The sequence below is a fragment of the Streptomyces sp. HUAS 15-9 genome, assembly GCF_025642155.1.
GTDB lineage: Bacteria > Actinomycetota > Actinomycetes > Streptomycetales > Streptomycetaceae > Streptomyces.
Window position 1 is genome coordinate 1032325 of sequence record NZ_CP106798.1, and the last position, 18242, is coordinate 1050566.

Consider the following 18242-nt stretch of genomic DNA (forward strand, 5'->3'; position numbering starts at 1 on the left):
CCTGCGGACAGCACCTGTGTACGCCCCGTCGTGGGGCGCCGGTGCCAGTTCCACTTCTTCACGCTGATCCGCCGTCGTTTTCCGACCAGGCGCATCGGCTTTCCCGCACCACCTCGCAGCTCTCATCTCCGAGGTGCTGTTCCCGCCGCCCGGAGGCACACCGGTACGCCTCCCTCTCGCGGCCCCCTCCCCCCTTTCCTCATGTCTTCCGTCCGTGAAAGGACTTCCCAATCGTGATGTCAAGCCGCAGCCGTGACGGGAGGTGAACCTTGATAGCACTCTCCGTCACGGATCATCGCCCACAAGACGTTGAGCCTGCGGCGAGCGAGGGCCAGCAGGGCCTGCTTGTGTCCTTCCCCTCGCTGCGCTTGCGCTGGTAGTACGCCTTGGAGGCGGAGCATGTCGTGATGCTGACCATCGCCGAGAGGTACATCGACCGCAGCAGGCCACGGTGGTACCGCTTGGGCCTGCGCAGGTTGCCGCTGACGCGGCCGGAGTCGCGTGGTCTGGGGGCCAAGCCGGCGAAGCCGGCCAGTCGGTCGGCGCTGCCGAAGGCGTCCATGTCACCGCCGGTGGCGGCGATGAACTCGGCACCCAGCTTGGTGCCCATACCGGGGAGGCTGCGGATCACCTCGGCGTGCGGATGCTCGCGAAACCTGGCCTCGATCAGGGCGTCGAGCTCGGCGATCTCCTCATCGAGGGCCATCACCCCCTTCGCGAGGCGGACCACCATGGCGGCGGCCAGCCTCTCGCCGGGCAGCGCAGTCTGCTGGGCTTGCGCGGCTTCCACCGCCTTCTTCGCGAGCGTGGCGGCGCCGCGGACCTTGCGGTGCTTCAGCCAGGTCTCGATCCGCTTGACGCCGGCGCGGCGGATCGCGGCCGGGGTCTGGTAGCCGGTCAGCAGCGTCACCGGGCCCTTGTTGACCAGGTCCAGCGACCGTTCCAACGCGGGAAGATCTCCAGCAGTTGAGCCCGCAGACGGTTGATCTGCCGGGTGCGGTCGAAGACCACGTCCAGCCGCCGGGTGGTCAGAGTGCGCAGGTCGACGGCGATCTCGTCACCGGGCCGCAGCAGCCCGAGGTCCCGGCGGACCCGGGCCTGGTCGGCGATGACGAAGGCGTCCTTCGCGTCGGTCTTGCCCTCGCCCTTGTAGGTGGCCGAGGCCCGGTGGACCGCCAGGCCGGTGAGGTAAGCCATCGGCTGGCCGTGATTGAGCAGCAGGCCAATCAGCAAAGCGGCGCCGCCGTGGTTGAGGTCGACGGCCCACAGCACGTCGGTGGATATCGCCAGGACATCGCCGATGAGCTGCAGCAGCTCGGTCTCGTCGTTCAGGACCCGACGGGACAGCAGACGTTCGCCATCCGCGTTGATCACCACGCAATGGTGGTGTTCCTTGCCGATGTCCACTCCGGCCCAGATCTCGGGCACGTTCCCCTCCGCCAGCTCGCCATCACATCGATCCCGCAGACGACCTCGCCGACGTTGTCCTACAGCAGCGATCGAGTCGCGTCTCCCAATTGGCGGTCGAGTCGTCGCGGGGCTCCGGGCGGCCAAGTCCTTTGAGCCGTCGAACCGGCGCTCGCATGACAGCCATACCGAGAACCCCTGGGCCCTCCGATCTTACGAATGACCAGAGCAACCACCCTTGAAAGGTAGGACCATAAATGACCACCACACTCGAACAGCCCCCCATGCGGCAGCGGCCCGCGACGCCCCAGAGCGTCACCGGTGTCCTCGACATCGACGCCGGCGGGAAGGGGCATCTGCGGGCCCCGAGCTGCCTGCCCTCGTCCTCCGACCTCCAGGTCGGTGCCGCACTGATCCGCCGTCACGGCCTGCGCAGGGGCGACCTCGTCGAGGGCGTCCGCGGAGCGCAGCGCTCGCTCGCCGAGGTCGGGCGCGTGAACGGCCGTACGCCCGAGGAGCTGCACGGCCGCCGGCACTTCCGGGACCTCACTCCCCTGCACCCGCGCGAGCGGATCCGCCTCGAACACCCGGCCTCCGGCCTGGCCGGACGCGTCACCGACCTGTTCGCGCCCGTCGGCAAGGGCCAGCGCGGACTGATCGTGGCCCCGCCGAAGACCGGCAAGACCGTGCTGCTCCAGCAGATCGCGGCCGCCGTCGCCGGCAATCACCCCGAGTGCCGCCTGATGGTGGTGCTGCTCGACGAGCGTCCCGAGGAGGTCACCGAGATGCGGCGCTCCGTCCGCGGCGAGGTGTACGCCTCGACGTTCGACCGGGCGCCCAAGCAGCACATCGCGCTCGCGGAGCTCGTGATCGAGCGGGCCAAGCGGCTCGTCGAGGACGGCGAGGACGTCGTCGTCCTCCTCGACTCCCTCACCCGGCTGTGCCGGGCCCACAACAACGCGGCGGCCTCCGGTGGCCGCACCCTCAGCGGCGGCGTCGACGCGGCGGCGCTGCTCGGCCCCAAGCGGTTCTTCGGCGCCGCGCGCCAGGCCGAGGAGGGCGGCTCGCTCACCATCCTCGCCACCGCCCTGGTGGACACCGGCTCCCGTGCCGACGGCTTCTACTTCGAGGAGCTCAAGAGCACCGGCAACATGGAGCTCCGCCTCGACCGGGAGCTCGCCTCCCGCCGGGTGTTCCCGGCCGTCGAACTCGGCACGTCCGGCACCCGCCGCGAGGAACTCCTGCTCCCCCCGGCCGAGTTGACCGCCGTACGGGGTCTGCGCCGGGCCCTGCAGTCCCGGGACGGCGGTCCGGCGAACCTGGAGACCCTGCTGGAGCGGATGCGCGAGACCCCGGACAACGCGACCTTCCTGCGCCGCGTCCAGCCGACGCTGCCGACCGGCTAGCGCGCGGGTTCGCCGTACGGCCCGTGCGGCATCCGGGTTGTCACTGACACCGTCCGGCCCTGGCAGCGCGCTGAACAGCGGCACCGTTTCTACGTTGACCATATGACTATCGGATTCTCATCCCGGGTGGCTGTGTCGACCTGTGCCCTGTGCGTGGCGGGCCTCCTGGCGCTCACGCCCGCCGCGGCCGCCTCCCGCACCGGAACGGCGGTACCGCAGCCGGCGGTCCTCTACCGGTCCGGCACACAGGTCAGAGCGCACCCCGGGGTGCCCGAGGTCCCGGCGGTCTCCGCGCTGTCGTGGCTGGTGGCCGACGCCGGCACCGGCGAGGTGCTGGCCGCCGGCGACGCGCACCGCAAGCTGCCGCCCGCCAGCACCCTGAAGACGCTCTTCGCCCTCACCGTGCTGCCCGTCCTGCCCGGCGCCATCCAGCACACCGTGCGCCGGCAGGAACTCGCGGACGTCGGCGAGGGCAGCAGCCTGGTCGGGGTCGTCGAGGGACAGACGTACCAGGTGTCCGACCTGTGGCGCGGGGTCTTCCTCAGCTCGGGCAACGACGCCGTGCATGTGCTGGCCTCGCTCAACGGCGGCGTGCGCAGCACCGTCGCCGGGATGCAGGCCAAGGCCCGCGCCCTGGGGGCCCTGGACACCCATGTCGTCTCGCCCGACGGCTACGACGCGCCCGGCCAGGTGTCCTCGGCCTACGACCTGGCGGTCTTCGGCCGGGCCGGACTGCACAACGCCGACTTCGCCCGGTACTGCTCCACCGTCGACGCCCGGTTCCCGGACGGCGCGGGATCCTTCGACATCGAGAACACCAACCGGCTGCTCACCGGCGAGGACGGCGTGGCACGCTACCCCGGTCTGATCGGCGTCAAGAACGGCTACACCAGCAACGCCGGCAACACGCTGGTCGCCGCCGCCCACCGGGGCGGCCGCACGCTCGTGGTGACGGTGATGAACCCTCAGGAGGGCGGCGGGTTCGCCGTGTACGAGGAGGCGCGGGCACTGCTGGACTGGGGTTTCGCGGCAGCCGGGCGGGTCGATCCGGTCGGCTCGCTGGACGGGCTGCGGGCGAAGTCCTCGTCGGCCACGGGCGCGGTGGCGGCGGCCGCGTCCTCGGCTCCCGACGACGACTCCGACTGGCCCGGCACCGGCGTCATCATCGGCGCCGCCGGTCTCGGCGCCGGGGCCCTGGCGCTGGCACTGCGGGTCAAGGGCGGCCGGTCCGCGCGCGGCTGACCGGCGGGCAGCCCGAGGAGCAGGCCCAGCGTGATCCACGCATAGGTGTTGCTGCCGAGGAATCCGTCGAGGCCGGAGGCGTTCTCGAACCACAGCCACACCACGCTGGTGCACAGCACCGCGTACAGGGCGCCCGCCACCCGCGGGTGTCCGGCCCGGACCAGCACGGCGAAGGACGGCAGCAGCCACACCAGGTGGTGCACCCAGGTGATCGGGCTGATGAGACAGGCGGCGAGACCGGTGAGGGCGAAGGCGGCCGTCCAGTCCCCCGCCGCGACGGCCCGGCGCGTCCGCCACGCCCACACGCACAGCACGAGCAGGACCGCCGTCGCCCAGAACGGGGGGTCCGCAGCACCCAGCCGGGCCAGTACGCCCTGCAGCGACTGGTTGGACACATAGTCGAGGCGGCCCACCCGGCCGGTGTCCCACAGCGCCTCGGTCCAGTAGAAGCGCGAGGCCCCGGGATCGGCCAGGGCCGCGAGCGCGGTCGCGGCCACGGCGACCCCGGTGGCCACAGCCGCGGCGCGCCACCGGCGGGCGAGCAGCAGCAGTCCGATGAAGAGGGCGGGCGTGAGCTTGATCGCCGCGCCCAGGCCGATCCCGGTACCCGCCCAGCGGCTGCGGCCGGTCGACAGCAGCAGTCCGTCGCCCAGCACGAGTGCCAGCAGCAGAAGGTTCACCTGGCCGAAGCTGAAGGTGTCGCGCAGCGGTTCGTACAGCGCGAGTCCGCAGGCGGCCAGCGTCCAGCCGTACCAGCCGTACCGTCGCCACTCGGTTCCGGCGAGGATGCGCAGCACGATGGCCAGCGCGGCCAGGTTGAGCAGCACGGAGGCGACGATCGCCGTGCGCAGTCCCACGAAGGCCATCGGGAGCATGACGAGGGCGGCGAACGGCGGATAGGTGAAGCCGTAGGTCGTCGCGGGCACCAGGTAGTCGTAGATCCGGCCGCCGTGGTGGACCCAGGTGTTCACCGTTCCGTAGTAGACCCGCAGGTCGAACCAGTCACGCAGCAGCGGCACGGTCGCCGTGAACAGGGTGACGACGACGGCGAGGACGACGAGCAGGACCAGCCGGCCGCGTTCGGTCTGGGGCGCTCTCATGCCGTACGTCCCAGCGCCGGGGCCTGCGCCGCCTGGTGGGCCTGCCACAGGACGACCACCGCGAGCACTCCGCCGGAGACAGCGAGCACCAGTTGGCCGATGTCCGCGGGGCCGCCGCTGGGCAGGACGGCGAGCGCGAGCACTCCCGCCAGGGCGGCCACCCGGTGCCGTACCGACGTACTCGGCGCGGCGGCCGCGATCAGGAACAGGCCCCACAGGGCGTACCAGGGGCGGATCGCCGGGCCGAAGGCGGCCACCACCAGCAGGCTCAGCCCGAGCGCGTACACCGGTCTCGGGCGCAGCCGCAGCCAGATGAACAGGACGGCGACGGCGGTGACCACGAGGCCGAACGCGTGCCAGACCGGAATGGCCAAGGGCGCCAGATCGCTGCCGAGGTGGTCGAGCAGGGCGCCGGTGGCCCGGCCGAGCAGGCTGGTGAGCGCCCAGTTGTGCGCGGACACCGGGGTGTCCAGGGCGCCTATCCAGCCGTAGCCCGTGCCGGCGACGGCTGTTGCGGCGACCGTGGTGGCACCGGCGGCGGCGCTCGTCGTCAGGAACGCCCGCGCCGGACTGCGGCCCACCCGCGCCTGGACGACCACGATCGCCAGCAGGCCGAGCGCGGCGGGTGCCTTGACCAGCGCGGCGAGGGTGACGAGCACGGCGCCCAGGACAGGCCACCGGCCGAGCGCCGCGACCAGGCCGACCCCGAGCAGACCCAGCATGATGGCGTCGTTGTGGGCGCCCGCGACCAGGTGGAGCAGGACCAGCGGGTTGAGGGCGCCCAGCCACAGGGCCGCGGCCGGGTCGGCGCCGCTGTGCCGGGCCAGACGCGGCAGCGCGGCCGCCATCAGAGCCACCCCGAGCAGCGCGACGAGCCGCATCCCGAAGAGCCCGGCGGGGAGTTCGCCGCGGGTCAGTGCGGACAGGGCCGAGGCCATGGCCAGGAACGCGGGGCCGTACGGGGCCCCGGTGTTGCGCCACACGGGGGCGACCTCGTCGGCCAGCGGACCGCCGAGCATGGCGGGCCCGTGGGCGTACACGTCGATGTGCGCGTCGACCATGGCACCCTGCGCGAGATAGCTGTACACGTCCCGGCTGAACAGCGGCGGTGCGAGCAGCAGCGGGGCCGCCCAGACGGCCAGGACGAACAGCAGGGAGCGCGGGGCCGGCGGCTCGGGGCCGCGGACGAGACGGCCGAGCAGCACCCAGGCCGCGATCAGCAGGACGACGCCGAAGTACACCCCGACCAGGCCCAGGGCCGCCTGCGCCGAGGCGGGGGCCAGCAGTTCCCGGACGGGCAGGGCGCCGGCGGTCTCACCTCCCAGGGCGAGGAAGGCGGTGCCGGCCAGACCGAGTATCCGGCAGCGGCGGAGATCGACGGGAAAAGCCATGGCCAACACTGGGGAAGCGTGTCAACGCCGAATGGCCGGAAGGCGACGCCCCACCCTCCGGCGGGCGGCCTGCACGTGACCGGAGCGTGATCGGCGACGGAGAACGGCTGGTACGCCGCAACGCAAACGCTTGTGGATCAGAACACCGACAGTCCGGTGAGTGTCGTGAAGCGGTCGAGGGCCGCCACTCCCGCGACCGAATTGCCGCGCTCGTCGAGCCCCGGGCTCCATACGCACAGCGTGCACCGGCCCGGTACGACCGCGATGATTCCGCCGCCGACACCGCTCTTGCCGGGCAGCCCGACGCGGTAGGCGAATTCGCCCGCGGCGTCGTAGGTCCCGCAGGTGAGCATCACCGCGTTGACCTGCTTGGCCTGGCTGCGGGTGAGCAGCCGGGTGCCGTCGGCGCGGATGCCGTGGCGGGCCAGGAAGCCGGTGGCCAGGGCGAGGTCGGCACAGGAGGCGGCGATGGAGCACTGCCGGAAGTACTGGTCGAGGAGGACCGGCACCGGGTTGTCGATGTTGCGGTACGACACCATGAAGTGGGCGAGGGCGGCGTTGCGGTCGCCGTGTGCCGTCTCGGAGGCGGCGACGTCCTTGTCGAAGTCCAGGGCGGGGTTGCCGCTCTCGGCGCGCAGGAAGGCCAGGAGCTCACCGGCCGCGTCGCCGGTACGGGTCTGGAGGCGGTCGGTGACCACCAGGGCTCCCGCGTTGATGAAGGGATTGCGCGGGATGCCGTTCTCGTACTCCAGCTGGACCAGGGAGTTGAACGGGTTGCCCGAGGGCTCGCGGCCCACGTGCTCCCAGAGTTCGTCGCCCTCCCGGGCCAGGTCCAGGGCGAGGGTGAAGACCTTGGTGATGGACTGCGTCGAGAACGGCTGCCGCCAGTCCCCCACCCCGTACACCGTGCCGTCCGGCTCGGCCACTGCCATGCCGAAACGGCGTGGGTCGCAGGCCGCGAGCGCCGGGATGTAGTCGGCGGGACGCCCACGGCCGGGCGTGCGCTCCATCTCCTCGGCGATCTGCTCCAGGACCGGCAGGAAGGTGCGCGACGACGTCGTTGTCATGATCGCCATTGTGCCTCCGTGCCGGTCCCGGCGCGTAGTCGCAGGTGCGGACCAGCAGGTCAGGCGCTGGGTGCGCCGCTGCCCGCGAGGATCTCGGGACGCAGCAGGTCCGCGAGGGTCTCGGCGGGCAACAGACCCTTCTCCAGGACGAGTTCGGCCACGCCCCGGCCGGTGACGAGGGCCTCCTTGGCGATGTCGGTGGCCGCCGAGTACCCGATGTGCGGGTTGAGGGCGGTGACCAGACCGATGGAGTTCTCGACGCTCGCGCGCAGCGCCTCGGTGTTGGCGGTGATCCCGTCCACGCAGCGCTCGGCGAGCGTGACGCACGCGCTCTGCAGGTGGGTGATGCTCTCCGACAGGGAGTGCAGGATGATCGGCTCGAAGGCGTTCAGCTGGAGCTGGCCGGCCTCGGCGGCCATGGTGATGGCGACGTCGTTGCCGATCACCTCGAAGGCGACCTGGTTGACCACCTCGGGAATGACCGGGTTGACCTTGCCGGGCATGATGCTCGAACCGGCCTGCACCGGGGGCAGGTTGATCTCGCCGAGGCCCGCGCGCGGCCCGGAGGACAGCAGACGCAGGTCGTTGCAGCTCTTGGAGAGCTTGACGGCGATCCGCTTGAGCACACCGGACATCTGGACGAAGGCGCCGCAGTCCTGGGTGGCCTCGACCAGGTTGGCGGCGGTCACCAGGGGCAGCCAGGTGATGTCGGCGAGATGCCGGCGGGCGGACTCGGCGTACCCGACGGGGGCGTTGAGCCCGGTGCCGATCGCGGTGGCGCCCAGGTTGATCTCGTGGATCAGCTCGACCGCTTCCGCGAGCCGGCTGCGGTCCTCGTCGAGCATGACGGCGTAGGCCGAGAACTCCTGCCCGAGCGTCATGGGCACCGCGTCCTGGAGCTGGGTGCGCCCCATCTTCAGGACGTCCTGGAACTCGACGGCCTTGCGGGCGAAGGAGTCCTGCAGCAGGGCCATGGCCTTGAGCAGTCCGCGCACCGCGAAGACGGTCGCGATCTTGACGGCGGTCGGGTAGACGTCGTTCGTCGACTGGCCGAGGTTGACGTCCTCGTTGGGGTGCAGGTGCCGGTACTGGCCCTTCTCGTGCCCGAGCAGTTCCAGCGCCCGGTTGGCGACGACCTCGTTGGCGTTCATGTTGGTCGAGGTGCCGGCGCCGCCCTGGATGACGTCCACGACGAACTGGTCGTGCAGCTTGCCGCTGCGGATCTCGCGGCAGGCGGCGACGATCGCGGCCGCCTTCTTCGGCTCCAGCAGGCCGAGTTCCTCGTTGGCGAGGGCGGCGGCCTCCTTGACCGCGGCCAGGGCGTCGATCAGATGCGGGTAGACGGAGATCGGTGTGCCGGTGATGGGGAAGTTCTCGGTCGCGCGCAGGGTGTGGACGCCCCAGTACGCGTCGGCGGGGACGTCACGGTCGCCGAGCAGGTCGTGTTCGCTTCGGGTGGCGACGGTCGTCATGGTGGTGCTGCCTCTTTCTGAGGGGTGGGGACGAGCGCCCCGGAAGGGGCGCGGGGAACTGCGGGCCGGCCATGGACGAACCGGCAGATCGAGAGGGCGTCGGCGGAGCCCTACGCGCAGGCCGGCAGCTGGACCGGATCCAGCGCCCGTACCGGTCGTACACAGCCGACCGGCTCCCCTCCGCCGAGCAGCGGTTCGCCCGCGAACTCGGTGAGGAGCGCGGGGTCGACCCCGGCGCGGGCGAGGGCGGCCGCGGCGACGGGCACGCGGGCGCGAGCGGCACCGTCGGCGATCTTGACGGCGACGGCCCGGCCGTCCGGCAGTGCCGCGACCTGGACGCCCTCGAAGCCGTCCTTGGCGAGCAGGCCGGGGACGGCCCGCATCAGCGCGGCCACGTCCCGGCCGGAGCCGGAGGCCATCTCGGCGTGCTCGCGCATCGCGTCGGCCACCCGGGCCTCGGGGGTGCCGGGCGGCGCGGTGGTGACACGGGCGAGCGCGCGGGCCAGGCCGTGCAGGGAGACGGCGAACAGCGGGGCGCCGCAGCCGTCGACCGTCACGCGGGCGACGCGCTGGCCGGTGAGGTCCTCGACGATCTCGGCGATGGCCTGCTGGAGGGGGTGGGCCGGGTCGAGGTAGTCGTCCAGGGACCAGCCGTTGAGCTTGGCCGTCCAGAGCATCGCCGCGTGCTTGCCGGAGCAGTTCTGGGCGAGCCGGGAGGGCAGCCGGCCCTCGCGCACCCAGGCGTCCCGGACGACGGGGTCGTAGGGCATGTCGGGCACGTTGCGCAGGTCGTCCTCGGCGAGGCCGGCCAGTTCGAGCATCCGGCGGGTACCGGCGAGGTGGAACTCCTCGCCGGAGTGGCTCGCGGCCGCCAGCGAGAGCAGGTCGCCGTCGAGCGGCAGCCCCGCCCGGAGCATGGCCACCGCCTGGACGGGCTTGAGGGCCGAGCGCGGGTAGAAGGCGGCCTCGATGTCGCCGAGTTGGAACTGGACCTCGCCGTCGGCGCCGAGGACGACGACGGAACCGTAGTGGATGCCCTCCACGACCCCGCCGCGTATCAGGTGGGCGACGGGAGCGTGGAGGGGCTCACGGACAAGGGGTGCGTCCGCGGGTGAACTGCTGTACATGACTGCCTGGATCACTGGTGGGTTGGAGTGGACCGGCACGGGGTTCACGCGTCGGTTCCGGCGGACTTGCGCGCCGTGCGGCCGCGGATGGCGTACCAGCCGGCGACCAGCGCCCCGACGATCAGCGGCAGGCACAGCACGGTGGTGCGTCCGGCGCCGCCGTCGGCGTACATGAGGACCAGGACGGAGGCGAGGAAGGCCAGCGTCACGAGTTCGGTCCAGGGGGAACCCGGCAGTCGGTAGCCGGGCCGGGTCAGCTCGCCGTTCTGGGTCTTCCGCCAGAACAGCAGGTGACAGAGCATGATCATGCCCCAGGTGGAGAGGATGCCGATCGCCGCGAAGTTCAGCACGATCTCGAACGCGTCGGCGGGGACCACGAAGTTGAGGCCGACGCCGAGGACGCAGATGCCGCTGGTGAGCAGGATGCCGCCGTACGGGACCTGGCTGCGGCTCATCCTCGCCGTGAACCGCGGGGCGGAGCCGTTGACGGCCATCGACCGCAGGATGCGACCGGTGGAGTAGAGGCCGGAGTTGAGGGAGGACATCGCCGCGGTCAGGACGACCAGGTTCATCACGCCGCCGGCCGCCGGGACACCGATGTGGGAGAGGACCGTCACGAAGGGGCTCTCGCCTGCCGTGTACTTGTTCCAGGGCAGCAGCATCGACAGGAGGACGACGGAGCCGACGTAGAAGAGGCCGACTCGCCACATGATCGAGTTGATCGCCTTCGGCATGATCTTCTCGGGGTTCTCGGTCTCACCGGCCGCGACGCCGACCAGTTCGACGGAGGCGTAGGCGAAGACGACGCCCTGGATGATCAACAGCATGGGCAGCAGGCCGTTGGGAAAGACGCCGCCGTTGTCGGTGATCAGGGACGGGCCGGGGGTGGCGCCGTCGACGGGGTGCTGGGTGACCAGCAGGAAGATGCCGATGCACATGAAGACGACCAGCGCGCCGACCTTGACGATGGCGAACCAGAACTCCAGTTCGCCGAAGATCTTCACCGAGATCAGATTCACGGTGAGCACCACGGCCAGGGCTGTCAGCGCGATCACCCACTGCGGGATGTCGGAGAACATGCCCCAGTAGTGGGTGTAGGTGGCCACCGCGGTGATGTCGGCGATGCCGGTGGTGGCCCAGTTGAGGAAGTACATCCAGCCCGCCGTGTACGCGCCCTTCTCACCCAGGAACTCCCGGGCGTACGACACGAAGGCGCCGGAGGAGGGCCGGTACAGGACCAGTTCGCCGAGGGCGCGGACGACCAGGAAGGCGAAGGCGCCGCAGACCGCGTACGCGATGAACAGGGAGGGTCCGGCGTCGGCGAGCCGGCCGCCCGCGCCGAGGAAGAGGCCGGTGCCGATGGCCCCGCCGATGGCGATCATGTTGACGTGCCGGGACTTCAGGGACTTGCTGTAGCCGGTGTCTCCGGCGTCGACATGACCGGACGACGGGCGCGTCTCGTCTTTGAGGTGCTGCTCGCTCACGCCTCGGCTCCGCCTTTCATGGGGGTGTCCGTGCGCCCGGAGCGCACGATGTCGGTCAGGGTGGTCTCGACGCGGTCGAGGTGGTGGGACATGGCCTCCACCGCGTCGAGCTCCGAACCGTCGGTCAGCGCCTCGACGATGGCCCGGTGCTCCCGGTTGGACTGCTCGCGGCGGCCGCCCAGCTGGTTGAGGAAGGTCGACTGACGCGCCAGTGCGTCCCGGATCTCCTCGATGACCCGGCGGAAGACCGGGTTCTGGGCGGCCTCGGCCACGGCGAGGTGGAAGAGGGTGTCCATCGCGACCCACGCGGTGGTGTCCGTCTCCCGCTCCATGCGGTCGAGCAGATGGGCCAGGTGGTCCAGGTTCTCGGGGGTGCGGCGCAGGGCCGCGTACCCGGCGACCGGGACCTCGATGTGGCGGCGCACCTCCAGCAGGTCGCTGGCCGCGTAGTCGCCGAAGGTGGGGTCTTCGACGGCGCTCGCCACCACGAAGGTGCCCTTGCCGGTCCTGGAGACCGTCAGGCCCATCGTCTGCAGGGCCCGCAGCGCCTCGCGGAGCACGGGGCGGGAGACCTCGAGGGTGCGGCAGAGCTCCGCCTCGGAGGGGAGCTTGTCGCCGATGGCGTAGTCGCCGCGCTCGATGGCACCGCGGAGGTGGGCGAGGACCGCTTCCATGGCGCTGACGCGCCGCGGCCCCGCTCCACCTGTCTGGCTGTCTGACAGGTTCACGGGAGTGATGTTCCGGGTGAGCGACGGCCGATGTCAAGGGAGCCGAAAGGAAAAATTCAACGGGCGTGAAGCCTGTAAGCAGACTTCACGCCCGGGGTGCGCGGCCGACCGGATCCGGCGGCCGCGGATCAGCTGTCGATGACCCCGCCCGCGAGCAGGCCGAACAGCGCCACGCCGACGACGATGCGGTAGAGCACGAAGGCGTTGAAGGAGTGCTTGGCGACGAACTTCAGCAGCCAGGCGATGGAGGCGTAGGCGACGACGAAGGAGACGACCGTGCCGACGACCAGCGGAGCGGCGCCCACGCCCGCGCCCAGGGCGTCCTTCAGTTCGTAGAGGCCGGCGCCGGTCAGGGCCGGGATGCCGAGGAAGAAGGACAGGCGGGTGGCGGCCACCCGGTCCAGGTCCAGGATGAGCGCGGTGGACATGGTGGCGCCGGAGCGGGAGAAGCCGGGGAAGAGCAGGGCGAGGATCTGCGAGCAGCCGACCAGCATCGCGTCCTTGAACGAGGTGTCGTCCTCACCGCGCTTGTGGCGGCCCATCTGGTCCGCCGCCCACATCACACCACTGCCGACGATCAGGGAGCCCGCGACCACCCAGAGCGAGGCGAGCGGACCCTCGATGAGAGGCTTGGCCGCCAGGCCGACCAGGACGATCGGAATGGTCGCGTAGATCACCCACCAGGCGAACTTGTAGTCGTGGTGGTAGCGCTCCTGAGGATTGCGCAGACCACGGCTCCAGGCGGAGACGATCCGCACGATGTCCTTGAAGAAGTACACGAGCACGGCGGCGATGGCGCCGACCTGGATGACCGCCGAGAAACCGACGACGGACTTGTCGTCGACGGGGATGTTCATGAGCCCCTCGGTGATCTTGAGATGACCGGTGGAGGACACGGGAAGGAATTCGGTCACCCCCTCGACGACTCCGAGGACGACGGCCTGACCGACAGAGATGGCGCTCATGGGATCCAGTTCTGAGGAGTTGGTCGACAGTGCTGTAGACAGTCTCACTGCGCGCGGGCGAATGACAAATGCCTACGCCCACAGCACTCCGGCGATCGACACTCCGGCGAAGGCCGCCCCGAGACCCGCCACCACGCTCGCGACGACGTTGGCGGCAGCGTAGAGCCCCGCACCCGCCTCGGAAAGCCTGAGGGTCTCGTAGGAGAAGGTCGAATAGGTCGTCAGGGCCCCGCACAGCCCCGTCCCCAGCAGAAGCTGCAGGTGCGGGCCCGCGGCGCCCGCCGAGACCGCGCCGGTCAGCAGGCCCAGGACCAGACAGCCCGTGACATTCACCACGAAAGTGCCCCAGGGGAAGACCGAGTCGTGCCGGGACTGCACGGCCCGGTCGGTGAGATAGCGGAGCGGAGCACCGACCACGGCCCCGAGGGCCACCAGCAGCCAGTTCACAACTACTTCTTACCCTTCGAGTCCGTTTCGCCCGGACTGTCCGTGCGGCCGACGTACCGGATGACCTCGCAGTCGTCGAGGGTGACGAGCCCCTCGCCGACGAGTTCGTCGAGCTGCGGCAGGAACGCCCGCACCCGCTCCTCGGTGTCCACGATCACCACCGCGACCGGCAGGTCCTCGCTCAGCGACAGCAGCCGCGACGTGTGGATCATGGACGAGGCGCCGAACCCCTCGACACCACGGAAGACGCTGGCGCCCGCGAGACCGGCCGCGCGGGCACGGTGCACGATCTCGGCGTAGAGCGGCCGGTGGTGCCAGGTGTCGTTCTCGCCGATGTAGACGGTCACGCGCAGGGCGCGGCCCGTGAGTCTGGTCATGGCTGCCTCCCGGTCAGGACACGGCGGGCCGCGGCGGACGCGAGCCACACCGCCGCGAGGGCCGCGACCGGGGTCGCGGCGAGATAGGCCAGCCCCGTGGCGGGGTGGCCGCTGTCGGCCAGCTTCTGGATGTCTACGGTGTACGTCGAGAAGGTGGTGAAGCCGCCGAGCACTCCGGTGCCGAAAAAGGGCCGCACCAGCCGATGGGCGGCCCAGACGTCGGTGATGATCACCATGAACACGCCTATCACGGCGCATCCGACGACATTGGTCACGAACGTCGCCCAGGGGAAGCCCCCGGTCGGCGTGGGCCACCCCAGTGTCAGGGCGTAACGGGCCGTCGCGCCGAGCGCGCCGCCGAGCGCGACCACCGCGACGACGGGGCCTGGGCGCGCCGCGCCGACCGCCTCGCGGGGCGCGGCCGGACACGGAGGCTCTCGGCTTCCGGGGCGGTCATGGTGGTTCGTCTCCTGTTCGGCCCCACTGCCGGGTGATCACGGTGCGTCGAACGCCGGTTGATCACGGTGGGTGAACATCGGTTGATCACGGCGGGTGAACAGGGTACCGCCCGGCCTGTGCCGGGTCACTTCGCGATGGGACCCTCACACACCGCGACACCGCGTTCCCAGATGCTCCCCAGGATCAGATGTCCGTCGGTCTCGCAGACGCTGGTGACCATACGGTAGCCGGAGTGGCGGCGGCCGAGGTGGTGGACGACGCGCCCCTCGTCGTCGAGCGCCAGGACGCCGATCGTGCCGGTGGGGCGGTACGGGGCGCGTACGGCGGCCCGGGCCGCGGCTCGGCGCACGGCGGGCGGGGTCCGGTGCAGCAGGTCCAGCGGGGGCACGCGCGGTCCGGCGAGGGCCACCCAGATCGGGCCGTCCCGCCGGTCGCGCCAGAGGTTGTCGGGCATGCCCGGCAGAGCGTCGGCGAAGGGCTCACTGCGTCCCGCGTGGGGCCCGGTGAGCCAGTAGCGGGTCAGGCGGTACGCGCTGGTCTCGGCGACGACCAGGAAGGACTCGTCGGCTGCGGGTGCGAGGCCGTTGGCGAACTGGAGCCCCTCCAGCACCACTTCGGGTGCGCCGCCGGGCGGGAGTCGCAGCAGGCGTCCGGTGCCGGTGTGCTCGACGACGTCGCCGATCCAGTGCTCCAGCGGGTAGCGGCGGCTGGAGACGGTGAAGTACACGCTGCCGTCGGAGAGGGCGACGGCGTTGCTGCAGAACCGCAGCCGCTCCCCCGCGACCGAGTCGGCGAGGACACGGACGACGCCGTCGTCGAGGCCGACGCGGAGCAGGCCGCGTTCGGCGTCGCAGACCAACAGGTCGCCGTCCGGGAGGAGTTCGAGGCCGAGCGGACGGCCACCGGTCTCGGCGAGCACCTCGACGCGGGCCGTGGCCGGGTCGGTGAGTCCGTCGAGGCGCAGGATGCGGCCGTCCCCGACACCGGTGAGAACGCGGCCGCGGGCATCGGCCACCACGTCCTCGGGGCCGTGGCCGCCGATCGCGACATGGTGGCGGGGGACGAGTGCGGTGGGACGGTCATGGCCCATGTGCGCCTGCCCTTCACGGTAGGAAGTCCGCCCATCTTGGCAGCAGGCGGGCGGGGAGCAAGGGCGAGCGCGGGTCACCGTGGCCGCCGCCGTGACGTGAGGCCCCTGCCGACCCGTGCGGCCGACGGCTACCAGCCCTTCTCGAAGATGCGGGCCACCTCGGCGACGCGGACGTCGTCGCGGCGGTAGTACGTGCGGTACCGAACTCGCTTGGTGCGCAGAAGGCCCAGGCGGGTGAGGAGCCCGAGGTGTGTGACGGCGACGCGGCGGGGCACGCCGAGCTTGACGGCGACGGCCCGTGCGGTGACTCCGTCCTCGACCGGGTCGATGTGGCGCTGCGGCGGGAAGTGGGCGGCCGGGTCCTTCAGCCACTCGAGGATGTCGAGGCGCCTTACGCCGACGGGATTCCTCAGCATCTCGACGCCTCCGTCCGGGCCTCGTCGTTCACCCGTCTCTTACTGTCCCGCAGTAGGGTCCGCCGCGTCCTGGACTGCGCGACCCTTGTCCGGTACCGAACCGCCGTACGACAGAAAGCTGTCCTCTCCTGGTGCCCGGGACATGCGCCGGTGCCCGGGAGGACACCGGAGGGCCCGGCCGTCCCCTATTACGGCCGGGCCCGGCCGGCGATGGCTCAGCGGTGGCCGAACCACGTCATGGAGGAGAGCGCCTGACTTGAGGACGGCGAGGGCGTCGCCGGTCGTGCCGGAGCTGCTCTTGTAGACGCCGCCCTTGGCCTCGCTCTTGGCGAGGGAGGAGATGTCGGCGCCGTGGATCGACGTACTCGTCGTACCGGACGTGAAGGTCAGATCGTCAACATTGATCCAGTTGCCCGCGTTCGCGTCACTGTTGACGCTGATGGTGCACCGGTTGTTGGTCACCTTGATCGGCGTGACGATACGGATCCATCCACTGGACGAGATCGGCAGATCGGTGCGCTGTTCTGAACTGCCGCAATTCTTGAGGGCTATGTAGGCCGAGTTCTGCCCGCCGCCGGAGCGGACCCAGGCGGTGAGGGTGCAGGTGCCGTTGGTCAGACCCGACAGGTACTGGTACGTCTCCACCTTGTAGGCGGAGGCCGCGTAGTGGGTCAGCCGGTAACTCCCGCCGTGGCCACCGGACTCGGTGTACGAGGCCGCGGTGTCGCCGTACTCCGACCAGCCGCGGGCACGGCCGCGCCGGTGCCGTCGGACTCGAAACCGCCGTCGGTGAGGGTGCTCGCCGCCTGGGCGGTCTGCGCGGGCAGGGCGGTGAGAGCGAGCCCGGCCGCGAGCGGCAGCAGCAGGGCCCTGATGGTGCGTCTGGGACGGAACTTCATCGTCCCCCGTCCCTTCGACGTAACTGGGGTGAGGATGTCCTCCGACGGGGTCCGCAGGACAAGCCCCTCCGCCCGCGGCTCGACCGGCCCGCGCGGGCGGAGGGAAGCCGGCTCAGCCGTCGAGGCGTACGACCCGGACGGCTCCCGCGGGAACGGCGAGGCGTCCCGCGGCGCGTTCGCCCGTCAGCAGTTCGGTGCCGTGCGCGTCCAGCGGCACCTTGGCGTCGGTGGCGGTGTGGTTGATCGCGAACAGAAAGCTGCCGGACTCGCCGGTGCGGCGCACGACCTCGACGTCGCGGGGCAGATCGGCGCACGGGCCGATGCCCGCGTCCTCGGCGGCCCGCCCGATCAGGGCGTCCAGGCCGTTCGCGTCGAGGCGCACGGCGGCGAGGACCCGGCGGCGGTGATCCTGCCGACGGAACTGGTGCGCCGCGAGTCGACCTGAGTCGCGGGTGCGGACGGGTACGCACGGGTCCGGACGGATCACCGCTCCCCCGGCCTGACGAGCCCCGGCCCCGCGCCCTCGTGGCGTCCGGGCACGGACGGCCGCACGGGAGCGGAGCCGGTCAGCACGCTCACGCCGGTGTCGAGGACCTCCGCACGCAGAGCCTGACCGTCGCGGAGGTGCTGCACAGCGAATGAGGTGCCGCACGGCGAACGGTGCGGCGGAGCCGGAAGCGGTCAGGGGCGGGGCCGCAACCGGTCAGGATCGGAGAAGCGGACCCACGCTCCCCGGCTCTAGCGTGGGATCACCGACGGGATCACGTCGGTCCCGCGCCCCGAAGGAGTGAGTTCATCATGACCGCCGGTCTCCAGACGATCATCTACCCCGTCAAGGACATCGCCCGGGCCAAGGCCCTGTTCAGCGCCCTGCTCGAAGTCGAGCCCCATGCGGACGAGCCGTACTACGTCGGTTTCAAGGACGCCGGGCAGGACGTCGGCCTCGACCCGAACGGGCACGCCAAGGGCATGACGGGGCCCGTGCCGTACTGGCACGTCTCCGACATCCGGGCGCGGCTCGCGAGCCTGCTGGAGGCGGGCGCCGAGCTGCTGCAGGACGTGCAGGACGTCGGTGGCGGCCGGCTGATCGCCTCGGTGAAGGACGCCGACGGCAACCTCGTGGGGCTCCTGCAGGACGCGGCCGCCTGAGCCCGGACGCCCGCCC

General features: G+C 71.3%; 15 protein-coding genes and 5 pseudogenes. 3 read left to right on the forward strand and 17 right to left on the reverse strand.

Annotated elements, in window-relative coordinates:
* Positions 1-239: 239 nt before the first annotated feature.
* Positions 240-1428 (reverse strand): annotated as a pseudogene (locus N8I87_RS04590) (IS110 family RNA-guided transposase).
* A gap of 236 nt (positions 1429-1664) precedes the next feature.
* Here N8I87_RS04590 and rho point away from each other — a divergent pair.
* Together rho and N8I87_RS04600 are read left to right on the forward strand one after the other, a co-directional pair.
* Positions 1665-2813 (forward strand): transcription termination factor Rho, encoded by a 1149-nt coding sequence (gene rho, locus N8I87_RS04595; protein ID WP_263205701.1) that lies wholly within the window; start codon positions 1665-1667, stop codon positions 2811-2813.
* Positions 2814-2915: 102 nt separating this feature from the next.
* Positions 2916-3719, forward strand: a pseudogene (locus N8I87_RS04600) (D-alanyl-D-alanine carboxypeptidase family protein); the annotation flags it as partial.
* Positions 3720-3778: 59 nt separating this feature from the next.
* Here N8I87_RS04600 and N8I87_RS43960 read toward each other — a convergent pair.
* The 16 genes and pseudogenes from N8I87_RS43960 to N8I87_RS04680 all read right to left on the reverse strand — a co-directional run bounded on the left by N8I87_RS43960 (position 3779) and on the right by N8I87_RS04680 (position 17710).
* The gene (locus N8I87_RS43960; RefSeq protein WP_317633445.1) at positions 3779-5155 is read right to left on the reverse strand and encodes a glycosyltransferase 87 family protein; all 1377 of its coding nucleotides are present in this window, start codon (positions 5153-5155) and stop codon (positions 3779-3781) included.
* Entirely contained in the window at positions 5152-6546 is a 1395-nt protein-coding gene (gene mptB / locus N8I87_RS04610) for a polyprenol phosphomannose-dependent alpha 1,6 mannosyltransferase MptB (protein ID WP_263205705.1), read from the reverse strand. Before mptB ends, N8I87_RS43960 begins: the two co-directional genes overlap by 4 nt.
* A 137-nt stretch (positions 6547-6683) precedes the next feature.
* Positions 6684-7622, reverse strand: a complete 939-nt coding sequence (locus tag N8I87_RS04615) for a glutaminase (RefSeq protein ID WP_263205706.1) — start codon at positions 7620-7622, stop codon at positions 6684-6686.
* Positions 7623-7672: 50 nt separating this feature from the next.
* Entirely contained in the window at positions 7673-9085 is a 1413-nt protein-coding gene (gene aspA, locus N8I87_RS04620) for an aspartate ammonia-lyase (protein ID WP_263205708.1), read from the reverse strand.
* Positions 9086-9195: 110 nt separating this feature from the next.
* Positions 9196-10212, reverse strand: coding sequence for an asparaginase (locus N8I87_RS04625; protein ID WP_263205710.1), 1017 nt, complete (start codon positions 10210-10212; stop codon positions 9196-9198).
* 44 nt (positions 10213-10256) lie between these two features.
* The gene (locus N8I87_RS04630) at positions 10257-11696 is read right to left on the reverse strand and encodes an amino acid permease (protein ID WP_263205712.1); all 1440 of its coding nucleotides are present in this window, start codon (positions 11694-11696) and stop codon (positions 10257-10259) included.
* Entirely contained in the window at positions 11693-12370 is a 678-nt protein-coding gene (locus N8I87_RS04635; protein WP_263216298.1) for a FadR/GntR family transcriptional regulator, read from the reverse strand. The genes N8I87_RS04630 and N8I87_RS04635 overlap by 4 nt, the downstream gene beginning before the upstream one ends.
* Before the next feature lie 182 nt (positions 12371-12552).
* The gene (locus N8I87_RS04640) at positions 12553-13389 is read right to left on the reverse strand and encodes an undecaprenyl-diphosphate phosphatase (RefSeq protein ID WP_263205714.1); all 837 of its coding nucleotides are present in this window, start codon (positions 13387-13389) and stop codon (positions 12553-12555) included.
* A gap of 72 nt (positions 13390-13461) precedes the next feature.
* Positions 13462-13836 carry a fluoride efflux transporter CrcB gene (gene crcB, locus N8I87_RS04645; protein ID WP_263205715.1) on the reverse strand — a complete coding sequence of 125 codons (375 nt, stop codon included), beginning with the start codon at positions 13834-13836 and terminating at the stop codon, positions 13462-13464.
* A gap of 2 nt (positions 13837-13838) precedes the next feature.
* Positions 13839-14213 carry a DUF190 domain-containing protein gene (locus tag N8I87_RS04650; RefSeq protein ID WP_263205716.1) on the reverse strand — a complete coding sequence of 125 codons (375 nt, stop codon included), beginning with the start codon at positions 14211-14213 and terminating at the stop codon, positions 13839-13841.
* Positions 14210-14670, reverse strand: a pseudogene (locus tag N8I87_RS04655) (fluoride efflux transporter FluC). Before N8I87_RS04655 ends, N8I87_RS04650 begins: the two are co-directional and overlap by 4 nt.
* Before the next feature lie 126 nt (positions 14671-14796).
* A complete protein-coding gene (locus tag N8I87_RS04660; protein ID WP_263205717.1) occupies positions 14797-15762 on the reverse strand; it encodes an SMP-30/gluconolactonase/LRE family protein in 966 nt (321 codons plus the stop codon).
* A 128-nt stretch (positions 15763-15890) separates the two neighbouring features.
* Positions 15891-16178 (reverse strand): ArsR family transcriptional regulator, encoded by a 288-nt coding sequence (locus N8I87_RS04665; protein ID WP_263205718.1) that lies wholly within the window; start codon positions 16176-16178, stop codon positions 15891-15893.
* A gap of 243 nt (positions 16179-16421) precedes the next feature.
* Positions 16422-17077, reverse strand: a pseudogene (locus N8I87_RS04670) (arabinogalactan endo-1,4-beta-galactosidase); the annotation flags it as partial.
* Between the two features lie 112 nt (positions 17078-17189).
* Positions 17190-17462 (reverse strand): annotated as a pseudogene (locus tag N8I87_RS04675) (Beta-galactosidase C-terminal domain); the annotation flags it as partial.
* A 98-nt stretch (positions 17463-17560) separates the two neighbouring features.
* Positions 17561-17710 carry a hypothetical protein gene (locus tag N8I87_RS04680; RefSeq protein WP_263205719.1) on the reverse strand — a complete coding sequence of 50 codons (150 nt, stop codon included), beginning with the start codon at positions 17708-17710 and terminating at the stop codon, positions 17561-17563.
* Between the two features lie 165 nt (positions 17711-17875).
* On the opposite strand from N8I87_RS04680, the gene N8I87_RS04685 reads away from it, so the two are divergent.
* A complete protein-coding gene (locus tag N8I87_RS04685) occupies positions 17876-18226 on the forward strand; it encodes a VOC family protein (RefSeq protein WP_263205721.1) in 351 nt (116 codons plus the stop codon).
* The last annotated feature ends 16 nt before the right edge of the window (positions 18227-18242 follow it).

Excerpts from the sequence above, each read along its gene's own strand:
- N8I87_RS04640 (WP_263205714.1), bottom strand. The coding sequence starts at position 13,389 with ATGAGCGCCATCTCTGTCGGTCAGGCCGTCGTCCTCGGAGTCGTCGAG.
- mptB (WP_263205705.1), bottom strand. The coding sequence starts at position 6,546 with ATGGCTTTTCCCGTCGATCTCCGCCGCTGCCGGATACTCGGTCTGGCC.
- N8I87_RS04625 (WP_263205710.1), bottom strand. The coding sequence starts at position 10,212 with ATGTACAGCAGTTCACCCGCGGACGCACCCCTTGTCCGTGAGCCCCTC.
- N8I87_RS04650 (WP_263205716.1), bottom strand. The coding sequence starts at position 14,213 with ATGACCAGACTCACGGGCCGCGCCCTGCGCGTGACCGTCTACATCGGC.
- N8I87_RS04615 (WP_263205706.1), bottom strand. The coding sequence starts at position 7,622 with ATGGCGATCATGACAACGACGTCGTCGCGCACCTTCCTGCCGGTCCTG.
- rho (WP_263205701.1), top strand. The coding sequence starts at position 1,665 with ATGACCACCACACTCGAACAGCCCCCCATGCGGCAGCGGCCCGCGACG.
- N8I87_RS04635 (WP_263216298.1), bottom strand. The coding sequence starts at position 12,370 with ATGGAAGCGGTCCTCGCCCACCTCCGCGGTGCCATCGAGCGCGGCGAC.
- N8I87_RS04685 (WP_263205721.1), top strand. The coding sequence starts at position 17,876 with ATGACCGCCGGTCTCCAGACGATCATCTACCCCGTCAAGGACATCGCC.
- N8I87_RS43960 (WP_317633445.1), bottom strand. The coding sequence starts at position 5,155 with ATGAGAGCGCCCCAGACCGAACGCGGCCGGCTGGTCCTGCTCGTCGTC.
- N8I87_RS04665 (WP_263205718.1), bottom strand. The coding sequence starts at position 16,178 with ATGCTGAGGAATCCCGTCGGCGTAAGGCGCCTCGACATCCTCGAGTGG.
- N8I87_RS04660 (WP_263205717.1), bottom strand. The coding sequence starts at position 15,762 with ATGGGCCATGACCGTCCCACCGCACTCGTCCCCCGCCACCATGTCGCG.
- aspA (WP_263205708.1), bottom strand. The coding sequence starts at position 9,085 with ATGACGACCGTCGCCACCCGAAGCGAACACGACCTGCTCGGCGACCGT.